Source organism: Streptomyces sp. UW30, from assembly GCF_008042075.1.
Taxonomy (GTDB): Bacteria; Actinomycetota; Actinomycetes; order Streptomycetales; family Streptomycetaceae; genus Streptomyces.
The window spans coordinates 39,673-53,585 of the sequence record NZ_RDBN01000023.1 but is presented as its reverse complement, the minus strand read 5'-3'; the positions used below and the strand labels follow the sequence as shown (position 1 = coordinate 53,585).

The 13,913-nt window shown below is 74.9% G+C and carries 1 protein-coding gene; it reads right to left on the bottom strand.

Features of this window, described 5'->3' with window-relative positions:
* Positions 1-13,867 (bottom strand): type I polyketide synthase (locus EAO75_RS47280; protein WP_261989269.1); only part of this gene is annotated, 13,867 nt, incomplete at its 3' end.
* Between the last annotated feature and the right edge of the window lie 46 nt (positions 13,868-13,913).

Below are 13,913 nucleotides of genomic sequence, written 5' to 3'. Positions count from 1 at the left end.
ACTCGTCCATGAGCCGGGCGGTCTCGTGGGACCGCTCGGCGATGAGGGTCTGGTGGGTGGCGTCGATCATGCGGGTGGTGTGGGCGGGCACGGGCGGGGCCTCGTCGCCGCGGTCGACCGCGGGCATGGAGGCCGTGCAGCGGATCAGCAGGCTCGGCACGCCGGTCTTGTAGCGTTCCGCGCCGCCCGTCGTCATCCGCAGGAACCACTGGGCCATCGCGGACAGCCGGGCGCTGTCGACCTTGACCGCCGGCTTGTCCATGTCGGCGAGGTAGTTCTCGTGGAACAGGTCCCAGTCGACGCCCTCGCCCGCCTTGTATTCGAGGCTGAGCGTGTCGAGCATGATCACGCCCTCGGGCCGGATGCCCCAGGTCTCCTCCAGTACGCCCGCCGCGCGGTAGGCGAAGGTGCCGCCCATGGAGTAGCCGACGAGGACGAACGGCTCACCCTCGCTGGCCAGCAGGGCACTCTCGGCGATGAGCCGTACGGCTGCCTCGCTGTCCGCGGGCAGTGCCTCGCCCTCGGCGAAGCCGAGCAGGGGCAGGGCGCTGACGTGCCGGCTGCCGCGGAAGGGGGCCGCCATACGGGCGTACTGGTGCACGCCGCCGGTGGCGCCGGGCGCGCTGACGCAGATCAGCCGGGGCAACGCGGGTCCTTCGGCCAGGGCGACGGGCTGCGGCAGCTCCGGCACTTCGGCGGTAAGTCCGACCTGGGGTCGGGTCGCCGCGACGGCCATCAGCAGCCGCATGGCCTCCAGGGTCTTGCCGTTCCTGACGGTGTCGAAGAACAGGTTGACCACCGAGTCGGGGGCGCCCTCGCGGGTGTTCGCGGTGAGCGTGCCGGGGCCGGTCGCCGCGCGGTTGCCGAGGGCGGCCAACTGGCCCTGGAGCCACTGGGCGAGCCGGGCGGGGGTGCGGTGGTCGAAGACGGCGGACGTCGGCACCCGCAGGCCGAGGGCCTCGCCGAGCTGGTTGCGCAGTTCCAGGGCGATGAGCGAGTCGAAGCCCAGGGTGAGGAATTCGCGGTTCGGGTCCAGGGGCCCTTCCTCGCGCCGGCCGAGCAGCACGGCGGAGGTCTCCACGATCAGGTCGGTCAGCGCCTTGTGCTGTTCGGCGGGGTCGAGCCGGGCGAGCCGGTCGCGGAGCGTGGCGAAGGACCGGGTCGCGGTGGCGGCGGTGCGCCGGGCTCCGCCGAGCAGGCCGCGCAGCAGGGGCGGTACGTCGCCGCCGGCGCGCGTGCGGTCGATCCGCAGCGGCACGAGGTGGGCGTCGTCGCGGGTGAGCGCGGCGTCGAACAGGGCGAGTCCGAGGTCGAGGCCGAGCGGTGGGGTGCCGGAGCGTTCCATGCGCTGGATGTCGGTCTCGGTCAGCTGCGCGGTCATGCCGGTGCGGCGGGCCCAGAATCCCCAGGACAGGGAGGTGGCGGGCAGGCCGTGTGCGCGGCGGTGGACGGCGAGGGCGTCGAGGTAGGCGTTGGCGGCGCAGTAGCCGGCCTGGGCCTGGCTGCCGAGGACGCCGGAGACCGAGGAGTACAGGACGAACGCGGCGAGGCTCCTGTCGCGGGTGGCGCGATGCAGGTACCAGGCGCCGTCGGCCTTGGGGCGCAGGACGGCGGAGACCCGCTCGGGGGTGAGGGAGGGCAGGACGCCGTCGTCGAGGGCGCCGGCGGTGTGCACGACGGCGGTCAGCGGGTGCTCCGCGGGCACGGCGGCGAGCAGCGCGTCGACGGCGTCGGCGTCGGCGACGTCGCAGGCCGCGACGGTCACCGAGGCGCCGGCGGCGGTGAGTTCGGCGCGCAGGGCGTCGGCGTCGGGCGCGGCCTTGCCGGTGCGGGACGCCAGCAGCAGGTGGCGTATGCCGTGCCGGGTCACCAGGTGCCGGGCGAGTTCGCCGCCGAGGCCGCCGGTGCCGCCGGTGATGAGGACGGTGCCGTCCGGGTTCCAGTCGGCGATACCGCGGGTGCCGGCGGCGGTTTTGTCCGCGGCGGCCCGGGCGAGCCTGGGCACGCGTGGCCGGCTGTCGCGGACCGCCCACTGTTCCTCCTCGGCCACGAGCAGGGCGGGCAGGGCCGTGGCGGACGTCTCTGCCTCGTCGAGGTCGACCAGGACGAAGCGGCCCGGGTTCTCCGACTGGGCGGAGCGGACGAGGCCCCAGACGGCGGCCGCGGCCGGGTCGGTCACGTCGCCGCCGTCGGGGGCGACGGCGCCGCGGGTCACGAGGAGGAGCCGCGAGCGGTCGAGGCGTTCGTCGTCGAGCCATTCCTGCAGCAGCGTCAGGGTCCGGGCGACGGTGTCGTGCACCGCCTCGGGTGCTTCGCCGCCGGTGACGCTGACGAGGAAGCCGTGCGGGACGGGGCCGTTGTCGCCGTCCTCGCCGATGGCGGCGGCGAAGGTCTCGGCGTAGGCGACGACGCTCTCCCCCGCCAGGGCCAGGGCCTGGCCGAGGCCGTGGGAGTCGTCGCCGACGACGGCCCAGCGGGCGCCCGCGGGTGCGGCCAGGTCGGCCGGCGCGGGTTCCCAAGCGAGGTGCAGCAGGGCGTCGTGCGGGTCGTCGGCCGGGCCGGCAGTGGGCCGGTCGGTGCCGGCGCGCAGGGTGAGGGTGCCGACGGTGACGACGGGGTCGCCCTCGACGTCCGTCGCGGCGAGGGTGAGGGTGTCGGGTCCGGTGCGGACGATGCGGGCGCGCAGCACGGTGGCACCGGAGGCGTGCAGGGTGACGTCCTGCCAGCTGAACGGCAGCGTCCGCTCGTGGTTCTCCTCGCCCGCATGGACACCGGCGTGCAGTACGGCGTCCAGGAGCGCCGGGTGCAGCCCGAGGCCCGGGGTGGCGCCGGCCGGGTCGGGCAGGACGACCTCGGCGTAGGCGTCGTCGTCGAGCCGCCACACGCCGCGCAGCCCCTGGAAGGCGGGCCCGTAGTCGAGTCCGGCGCGGGCGTAACGCTCGTAGATGTCGCTCACGTCGATCTCGGTGGCGCCGGCGGGCGGCCATTCGGTGGTGTCGAGCGGGGCCGGGGTGGCCGGGTCGCGGGAGAGGGCGCCGGTGGCGTGCAGCTGCCAGGGTGCGTCGCCGCGGGCCGGCCGGGAGTGGAACCGTAGGCCGCGCCGGCCCTCCTCGTCGGCCGCGTCGACCCGGACCTGCACCTGGACGGCTCCGCGTTCGGGCAGGACGAGCGGGGCGGCGATGGTGAGTTCGTCGACCCGGCCGCAGCCGGCGGCGTCGCCGGCGCGGACGGCGAGTTCGAGGAATCCGGTGCCGGGGAAGAACACGGCGCCGGACACGCGGTGTTGTCCGAGCCAGGGTTGTGCGGACAGGGACAGGCTGCCGGTGAGGACCAGGTCGCCGGAGTCGGCGACGGTGACGGCGGCGCCGAGCAGCGGGTGCCCGGTCGCGTCGAGGCCGGCGCCCGACACGTCGGTGCTCATGGCCGCGGCGGTGGGCCAGTACCGCTGCCGCTGGAAGGCGTACGTGGGCAGGTCCACGGCCCGGGAACGGCCGGTACCGGTCGCCGCCGTCCAGTTCACGGGGACGCCGCGCACGAAGGCCTCGGCGAGGGAGGTGAGCACCCGGTCCGTGCCGTCCTCGCCGCGCCGCAGGGTGCCGACGGCGACGGCGTCGGCGTCGGCCGACTCGGCGCAGGACTGGACGGCGCCGGTCAGCACGGGGTGCGGTCCGGACTCGACGAACCGTGTGAAGCCCTGGTCGAGCAGCGTGTGCACCGCGTCCGCGAACCGCACGGTCCGGCGCAGGTTGCGGTACCAGTACTCGGCGTCCATGGCGGCGGTGTCGAGGCGTTCGCCGGTGACCGTGGACAGCAGCGGGATCCGCGGGGCGCGGGGGGTGAGGGGCGCGAGGTCGGTGAGCAGGTCGGCGTGCAGGTCCGTGACGTGGGCGGAGTGCGAGGCGTAGTCGACGGCTATGCGCTTGACGCGGATGCCTTCGTCGGTGAGCCGGCCGAAGAACTCGTCGAGCGATGCGGCGTCGCCGCTGACGACGACGGCGTCGGGGGCGTTGACCGCGGCGAGGGACAGCCGCCCGTCCCAGGCGGTGAGGCGGGGTTCGACGTCGGCGGCGGGCAGCGGGACCGCGATCATGCCGCCGCGTCCGGCGAGCCGGCGGGCGATGGCCCGGCTGCGCAGGGCCACGACGCGGGCGCCGTCGGACAGGGACAGGGCCCCGGCGACGACGGCCGCGGCGATCTCGCCCTGGGAGTGTCCGAGGACCGCGTCGGGGGTGACGCCGTGCGCTTCCCAGAGCGCGGCGAGCGCGACCATGACCGCCCAGGTGGCGGGCTGGACGACGTCCACGCGCTCCAGTGCGGGGGCGCCGTCGGCGCCGCGCAGGACGTCGGTGAGGGACCAGTCGGTGAACTCGGCGAGGGCGGCGGCGCATTCGGCGATGCGCGCGGCGAACACCGGGGACTCCTCCAGCAGCCGGGCGCCCATGCCGGCCCACTGGGCGCCCTGCCCGGGGAAGACGAGGACGGTACGGCCCTCGCCGTCGGCGGTGCCGCGCACCACTGGGGCGGTCACCGTGTCGCCCGCGGCGAGCGCGCCCAGTCCGGCGAGGAGGGCGTCACGGCCGGTGCCGACGACGACCGCGCGGTGCTCGAAGACGGCCCGGGTGGCGGCGAGGGCGTGGGCCATGTCCGTGAGGTCCGCGGCGGGGTGCTGGGCGATGCCGTCGGCGAGCGCGGCGGCCTGGCCGCGCAGTGCGGCGGGGGTACGGGCGGACAGCACCCACGGCAGCGGCCGGTCGGCAGGTGCGACGGCGCCGATGTCGTCCGTGGTCGACGGGGCGGGGTCGGCGGCCTGTTCGAGGACGACGTGCGCGTTGGTGCCGCTGATACCGAAGGAGGACACGCCGGCCCGGCGGGGCCGACCCGTGACCGGCCAGGGCAGGGCGCGATCGAGCAGCGCCACCGGGCCCGTCGACCAGTCGACGTGCGACGACGGCGTTTCGACGTGCAGGGTGGGCGCCAGGGTGCCGTGGCGCAGGGCCATGACGGTCTTGATGACGCCGGCGACTCCGGCGGCGGCCTGGGTGTGGCCGATGTTGGACTTCACCGAGCCGAGCAGCAGCGGGTGCGGGCGCTCGTGCCCGCCGAACACCGCCATCAGGGCCTCGGCCTCGATGGGGTCGCCGAGCGTCGTGCCGGTGCCGTGTGCCTCGACGGCGTCGATGTCGGCGGGCGTGAGTCCGGCGGCGCCCAGGGCCTGGCGGATGACGCGCTGCTGGGAGGGGCCGTTGGGGGCGCTGAGTCCGTTGGAGGCGCCGTCCTGGTTGACGGCGGAGCCGCGGACCACGGCGAGGACACGGTGCCCGTGCCGTTCGGCGTCGGAGAGCCGCTCCACGACGAGGACACCGACGCCCTCGGACCAGCCGGTGCCGTCGGCCGCGTCGGAGAACGCCTTGCAGCGGCCGTCCCCGGCGAGGCCGCCCATGGCGGTGAAGCCGGAGAAGCTGGAGGAGCTGGTCATCACGGTGACGCCGCCGGCCAGGGCGAGTTCGCACTCGCCGCCGCGCAGCGCCTGCGCGGCCAGGTGCAGGGAGACCAGGGAGGAGGAGCAGGCGGTGTCGACGGTGGCCGCGGGTCCCTCCAGGCCGAACACGTAGGCGATGCGGCCGGACATGACGCTCGCCGCGAGGCCGGTGCCGAGGTGGGTCTCCATGTTCTCGGCGGACCGGGCGACGAGTTCGGCGTAGTCCTGGCCGTTGGTGCCGACGAAGACGCCGGTGCGGCTGCCGCGCAGCGTGTGCGGGTCGATGCCGGCCCGTTCGAAGGCCTCCCAGGTCGTCTCCAGCAGGACGCGCTGCTGCGGGTCCATCGCGAGGGCCTCGCGGGGGCTGATGCCGAAGAACTCGGGGTCGAAGTCGGCGACGTCGCGCAGGAATCCGCCCTCGGTGGTGGCGCTGTGCCCGCGGCCCGCCCCGGCGAGGACGTCGAGGTCCCAGCCTCGGTCGGTGGGGAAGGCGCCGATGGCGTCCCGGCCACCCGCGACCAGCTCCCACAGGTCCTCCGGGGACCGGACGTCGCCGGGGAAGCGGCAGGCCATGCCGACGATGGCGAGGGGTTCGTCGGTGGCGGTCCGCCCGGCCGGCGGCGGCGCGGGCGCGGGGACCGGCTCGCCGAGCAGCGTGTCGAGGAGGTGCTCGGCGAGGGTGCGGGGCCGTGGGTGGTCGAAGAGCAGGCCGGCGGGAAGCGGCAGGCCGGTGACGCGGGCCAGCCGGGTGCGCAGCTCCATCGACGTCAGCGAGTCGAAGCCGAGGTCCTGGAAGGGCTTGTCGGGTCGGATCGCGGCGGGGTCGGGGTGGGCGAGTACGGCGGCGGCCTGGGTGCGCACCAGGTCGAGCAGGAGCGGCAGCCGCTCGCCGGGGATGGTCGCGTGCACCCGGTCCCGCAGCGCCCGGCGGGCCTCTTCTCCGGCGGAGCGGGAGGTGCGGGCCGTGCGCAGCGCCTCCCGGCCGGCGGGGAGCGCGGCCAGGGCGGGCGACGGGCGGAGGCTGAACAGCGCCTGGAGGAACGGGGGGTGCTGGAGGTCGGCGATCACGGTGACGGGGTGCGGTTCGGCGACGAGTTCGGCGAGCGCGGTGAGCGCGGCGGCGGGGTCGAGGAGCGCGGCCCCCAAGGCGCGTTCCGTGTCCTGGACTCCGGCGGCCATGCCACGGCCGTCCCAGGCGCCCCAGGCGACGGAGGTGGCGGGCAGGTGCTCGGCGCGACGGCGTTGCGCGAGCGCGTCGATGGCCGTGTTCGCCGCCGCGTAGTTGCCCTGCCCCGGGTTGCCGACCGCGCCGGCCACGGAGGAGAACAGCACGAACGCCGACAGGTCGTGTCCGCGGGTCAACTCGTCGAGCAGCAGCGCGGGTTGGACCTTCGCGTGGAACACGTCCGTGAACCTGTCGGGCGTGAGCCCGTCCAGCACTGCGTCGTCGAGGACACCGGCGGCATGCACCACGGCGGTCAGCGGGGCGTCCGCCGGGATCGCCTCCAGGGCCGCCGTGAGCTCCGCGCGGTCGGCCGTGTCACACGCGGCGACGGTGACCCGCGCGCCCAGCCCGGCCAGCTCGGCGGCCAACTCCTCGGCCCCGGGTGCCTGTCGGCCACGCCGGCTGAGCAGCAGCACATGCTCGGCACCGTGCTGCGCCGCCCACCGGGCCACATGGCCGCCCAACGCACCCGTACCACCCGTGATCAGCACCGTGCCGGACGGCTCCCACACCTGGGCCCCTTCCACACCCGGCACCGGCACGAATCGGCGACCGAGGACGCCGGAGCCCCGCACGGCGACCTCGTCCTCGTCACCGGGAGCGGCGAGGAAGGCGGTGAACCGGCGCAGTGCGGCGTCGTCCAAGTCCCCGGGCAGGTCGATCAGGCCGCCCCACCGGTCCGAGTACTCCAGAGCGGCGACCCGGCCCAGACCCCACAGGGCCGCCTGCGCCGGATCGGCGGGGGCCTCACCGGGGCCGGTGGCGACGGCGCCGCTGGTCACGGACCACACCGGTGCCGTGAGACCGGCGTCGTCGAGGGCTTGGAGGAGCAGGGCCGTCGCGGGCGCGCCGGCAGGGACGTCGCCGGGGAGCACGGTGGTGTCGGCGGCCAGCAGGGAGACGACGCGGGTGACGTACGGCTCGGCGGCGTCGCCCGGCACGAACTGCCGTAGCCGCTCCGCGAGTTCGGCCCGGTCGGACGTGTCCACGACGAGCAACGCGCTGTCCGTGCCGAACGCGTCGGAGACGGCGCGGGCCCAGGGCGCGGCGGCCGACTCGGCGGGCACGACCACGAGCCGGACGCCTTCGCGGCGGCCGGATGCCGTGGCGGTCAGCGGCTGCCAGGTCTCGCGGTGACGCCAGGAGTCGACGGTCGTCCGGACCCGGCTGCGGCTTCGCCAGGAGGACAGCGCGGGGACGATCCGGTCGAGCGCGTCCGGGGCCACGTCGAGGCGCCCGGCGAGGGCGTGGATGTCCGCGCGCTCCACGGCGGCCCAGAACTCGGCGTCCGCGCCGGAGTGCTGCGGTGCCGCTTCGGCGGCCTCGGGCCAGTAGCGGGCCCGCTGGAAGGCGTAGGTGGGCAGGTCGACGCGGCGGGCACCGGTGCCGGCGAAGAAGGCGGGCCAGTCGACGGGGACGCCGCCGGCATGGAGCCGGGCGAGCGCGGTCACGGCGGCCGTCTCCTCGTCCTGATCCCGGCGCAGCAGCGGCACGGCATGCTCGACCAGGGGCGTGAGGACAGCGTCCGGTCCGATCTCCAGGAGGTGCCGCACACCGGCGTCGGCAAGGGCACTCAGACCGTCGGCGAACCGCACGGTCTCCCGCACGTGCCGCACCCAGTGCTCGACGGAACGCCCGTCACCGCCGGACAGGTTGGAGACCAGACGCAGGGTGGGCTCGCCGAACGTCAGACCGGCCAGTGCGGCACGGAAGTCGTCCAGCATCGGGTCCATCAGCGGCGAGTGGAACGCATGGCTGACGGAGAGACGCGTGTGCCGCCGCTCCCCCAGCGCCGCCAGCACCCGCTCGACACCGTCCTCGGTGCCCGAAAGCACGACGGCACGCGGCCCGTTGACCGCAGCCAACGCCACGTCATCGCCGAGATACGCACGCACCTCGTCCTCAGCGGCCTCCACAGCCACCATTGCACCACCTTGCGGCAGCGCCTCCATCAACCGCGCCCGCGCCGACACCAGCACACACGCATCACGCAGCGACAACACCCCAGCCACATGTGCGGCCGCAATCTCACCCACCGAATGACCGGCAACGTACTTGGGCACGACCCCCAGCGACTCCACCAGTCGGTACAGCGCGACCTCGACCGCGAACAACGCCGGCTGCGCCACACCCGTACGCTCCAGCGCGGCCGGGTCCTCCCCCCACATCACCTCCCGCACTCCGGGATCGAGTTCGTCGAGTACGGCGTCCAGGGCGTCGGCGAACACCTCGAAGCGGCCGTACAACTCCCGTCCCATGCCCAGCCGTTGGGCTCCCTGGCCGGAGAACAGGACGGCGAGCGGGCCGGGCTCGGCGACCGTTCTCGCGGCCTCGGTGAGTCCGTCGGGGGTGGCGAGCAGGACGGCCCGGTGGGGGAAGGCGGAGCGGCCGACGGCCAGGGAGTGGCCGACGGCCAGGGAGTGGCCGACGTCCACGGGCGCCCGGTCCTCGGCGTGGGCGCGGAGCCGGTCGAGCTGGGCGTCCAGCGCGGCCTCGCCGGTGGCGGTGACGGGCCACGGCACCACGCGCGGGGTGACGGTGACCGTCTCCGACTCCTCGGCCTCGACCTGCGGGGCCTGTTCCAGGAGGACGTGGGCGTTGGTGCCGCTGATGCCGAAGGACGACACGCCCATGCGGCGCGGGCGGCCGGTGTCGGGCCAGTCGGTGGTGGCGGTGGCGAGTTCGACGGCCCCCACGGACCAGTCGACGTGGGACGAGGGCACGTCGGCGTGCAGGGTGCGCGGGACGACGCCGTTTCGCAGCGCCATGACGGCCTTGATGAGTCCGGCGGCTCCGGCGGCGGCCTGGGTGTGCCCGATGTTGGACTTCACCGAGCCCAGCAGCAGAGGCCGTTCACGATCCTGACCATAGGTCGCCAGCAGCGCCTGCGCCTCGATCGGGTCCCCGAGTCGAGTGCCGGTGCCATGCGCCTCCACCGCGTCCACCTCGGCGGGCTTCAGCCCCGCCGACGCCAACGCCTGCCGGATCACCCGCTGCTGCGACGGCCCGTTCGGCGCCGTCAACCCGTTCGACGCACCGTCCTGGTTGACCGCCGAGCCGCGCACGGTGGCGAGGACCGGATGCCCGTGGCGCACCGCGTCCGACAGCCGTTCCAGTACGACCATGCCGACGCCCTCGGACCAGCCGGTGCCGTCGGCGTCGTCGCCGAAGGCCTTGCAGCGGCCGTCCTCGGCGAGGCCGCCGTGGTGGCGGAAGCCCGCGAAGGCGGCGGAGGTGGTCATCACGGTGACGCCGCCGGCCAGGGCGAGGGAGCACTCGCCGCTGCGCAGCGCCTGCGCCGCCAGATGCAGCGACACCAGCGACGACGAGCACGCCGTGTCCACGGTGACCGCCGGGCCCTCCAGGCCGAAGACGTAGGCGAGCCGGCCGGAGATGACGCTGGCCGCCAGCATGACGCCTCGGCCCTCCATGTCCTTGGCGCGGGCGATGAGGTGGTGGTAGTCGACGCCGTTGCTGCCGACGAACACACCGGTGCGGCTGCCGCGCAGGCTCTGCGGATCGATACCGGCCCGTTCGAACGCCTCCCAGCCTGTCTCCAGCAGCAGCCGCTGCTGCGGATCCATGGCGACCGCCTCGCGCGGGCTGATGCCGAAGAACTCGGGGTCGAAGTCGGCGGCGTCGTGCAGGAAGCCGCCCTGGCCCTGGATCTCCCAGCCGCGGTCGGTGGGGAAGGCGGTGATGGCGTCGCCGCCGGAGGCGACCAGCTCCCACAGCTGTTCCGGGGTGTGCACCCCGCCGGGGAAACGGCAGGCCATGCCGACCACGACGACCGGGTCCTCGGTGGTGTCGGCGGGCTCCGCGGCGAGCAGCGGGCCGTCCGACTCGTCCTGGCTGCCGAGGAGTTCGGCGGCGAGGTGCTCGGCGAGGGTGCGGGGCCGGGTGAAGTCGAAGAGCAGGCTGGCGGGCAGGGCGAGGCCGGTGGCGCGGGCGAGCTGGTTGCGCAGCTCCATCGACGTCAGCGAGTCGAAGCCGATGTCGTGGAAGGCGCGTTCGGCGTCCACGGCCTGAGGTGCGGCATGGCCGAGGACGCCGGCGGCGTGTGTGCGGACGAGTTCGAGCAGGAGCGGGACGCGCTCGTCCTCGGGGGCGGCGTACACCTTGCGGCGCAGCACGGAGGCGGCGGAGCGGGTGTCGTCGCGCAGCCTGCGGGCCGCGCTGCGGGCCTCCTCGGCGTCTGGCAGGGCGCTGAGGGCGGCGCAGGGGCGGATACTGAACAGCATCCGCAGGGTGTCCTGCTGCTGGAGGTCGGCGACGACGGTCACGGGGGCGGTGTCGACGGCGAGTTCGGCGAGCACGCCGAGGGCGAGCCCGGGTTCGAGGGCGGTGGTGCCGGTTTCGCGCAGCGCCTCGGTGAGCGCGGCGGCCATACCTCCGCCGTCCCAGGCACCCCAGGCGACGGAGGTGGCGGGCAGGCCCTCGGCCCGGCGCCGCTGGGCGAGTGCGTCCAACACGGTGTTGGCGGCAGCGTAGTTGCCCTGTCCCGGGTTGCCGACCGCGCCGGCCACTGAGGAGAACAGCACGAAGGCGGACAGGTCGTGGTCGCGGGTGAGCTCGTCCAGCAGCAGCGCGGGGCTGACCTTGGCGCGGAACACGGCGCCGAAGCGCTGCGGGGTGAGGCCGTTGAGCACGGCGTCGTCGAGGACACCGGCGGCATGTACTACGGCGGTGAGGGGGGCGTCGGCCGGGATCGCGTCCAGCGCGGCCGTGAGTTCGGCGCGGATCGCCGTGTCACATGCGGCGATGGTGACCCGCGCGCCGAGCGCGGTCAGCTCGGCCTCCAGCTCCTCGGCCCCGGGCGTCTGCCGGCCTCGGCGGCTGAGCAGCAGCAGATGCCCGGCACCTTGCTGCGCGGCCCACCGGGCCACATGGCCGCCCAGCGCACCGGTCCCGCCGGTGATCAGCACCGTGCCGGACGGCTCCCACACCGGGGCCCCTTCCGCGCCCGGCGCCGGCACGAGACGCCGTCCGAAGACACCGGCGCCGCGTACGGCGACCTCGTCCTCCTCGCCTGCGCCGGACAGGTGAGCGGTGAGCCGGCGCAGTGCGGCGGCGTCCGGCTCTCCCGGCAGGTCGATCAACCCGCCCCAGCGGTCCGGGTACTCCAGCGCGGCGACCCGGCCCAGACCCCACAGGGCGGCCTGGAGGGGCTGGACGGTGTCGTCGGGCGAGACGGCGACCGCGCCACGGGTCGCTGCCCAGATCCGGGTGCGGATCCCGGCGTCGTCCATGGCCTGGAGCAGTACGGCGGTGTCGACGAGGCCGACCGGGACGCTGGTCCAGCGGGTGGCGTCGGTGCCGGCGAGCAGGGAGAGGACCCCCGTGAACCGGGTGCCGTCGGCGGTGAGCCGGGACAGTTCCTCGGCGAGTTCACCGCGCGCGGGCCGCTTGCCGAGCCGGACGGACACGGTGTCCGGGCCGAGGGCACCGGTCACGGCGTCGAGCCAGGCGCTGTCGGTGTCGGGCCCTTCGGCGGGCAGCACGACCAGCCAGGTGCCGGACGATGCGGCCACGGATGCCGCAGGCAGCGGCTGCCAGGTCTCGCGGAAGCGCAGCGCGTCGGACTGCGACCGGGCGCGCCGTCGGCTGCGCCAGGCCGACAGCGCGGGGACGACGCCGCCGAGCGCCTCGGTACCGATGTCCAGACGTGCGGCGAGCGCCGCCAGGTCCTCGCGTTCGACGGCGGCCCAGAAGTCGCCGTCCACACCGTCACCGGACGTGGCCACGGCCACGGCGTCGGCGGGCTCGGGCCAGTAACGCTCGTGCTGGAAGGGGTAGGTGGGCAGGTCGACCGTGCGGGCGCCGGTGCCCGCGAGGAGGGCGGGCCAGTCGACGGGGACGCCGGAGGCATAAAGCCTGGCGAGCGCGGTCACGGCGGCCGTCTCCTCGTCCCGGTCCCGGCGCAGCAGCGGCACGGCATGCTCGACCAGGGGCGTGAGGACGGCGTCCGGTCCGATCTCCAGGAAGTGCCGCACACCGGCGTCGGCCAGGGCACTCAGACCGTCGGCGAACCGTACGGTCTCCCGGACATGCCGCACCCAGTGCTCGACGGAACGCCCGTCACCGCCGGACAGATGAGAGACGAAACGCAAGCCGGGCTCGCCGAAGGCGACCCCGGCGAGTGCAGTGCGGAAGTCGTCCAGCATCGGCTCCATCAGCGGCGAGTGGAACGCATGGCTGACGGAGAGACGCGTGTGCCGCCGCTCCCCCAGCGCCGCCAGCACCCGCTCGACACCGTCCTCGGTGCCGGAAAGCACCACGGCACGCGGCCCGTTGACCGCAGCCAACGCCACGTCATCGCCGAGATACACACGCACCTCGTCCTCGGCCGCCTCCACAGCCACCATCGCACCGCCCTGCGGCAACGCCTCCATCAACCGCGCCCGCGCCGACACCAGCACACACGCATCCCGCAGCGACAACACCCCCGCCACATGCGCGGCCGCAATCTCACCCACCGAATGACCGGCAACGTATTCGGGCGCGACCCCCAGCGACTCCACCAGTCGGAACAGCGCGACCTCGACCGCGAACAACGCCGGCTGCGCCACACCCGTACGCTCCAGCGCGGCCGGGTCCTCCCCCCACATCACCTCCCGCACTCCGGGATCGAGTTCGTCGAGTACCTCGTCGAGGGCCTGCGTGAACGCCGGGAAGCGGCCGTACAACTCTCGCCCCATGCCCAGCCGTTGGGCCCCCTGGCCGGAGAACAGCACCGCCAGGGGCCCGCTGCGGGCCTCGCCCCGGGCCACTTCGACCGGCTGCTCCCCCGTGGCGAGCAGCACCGCGCGGTGGTCGAAGGTCGAGCGGGCGGCGGCCAGGGAGTAGCCGACGTCCACCGCCGGGCGGCCCGCCGCCTGCGCGCGGATCCGGTCGAGCTGTTCGTCCAGCGCGGCCTCGGTGCGGGCGGAGACCGGCCAGCCGACGACACCGGGGGTGACCGCAGGCGGTTCCGGTGCGTCGGGGGCGGCCGGGGTGTGCTGCTCGACGATGACGTGGGCGTTGGTGCCGCTGATGCCGAAGGACGACACACCGACGCGGCGCGGGTGCCCGGTGTCGGGCCAGTCGGTGCTTGAGGTGAGGAGTTCGACGGCGCCCTCGGTCCAGTCGACATGGCCGGAGGGGTGGGTGACGTGCCCCTCCACCCCGACCTCGACGCGCTGGCCGCGGCCGGCGACGTGCCCGGCACAG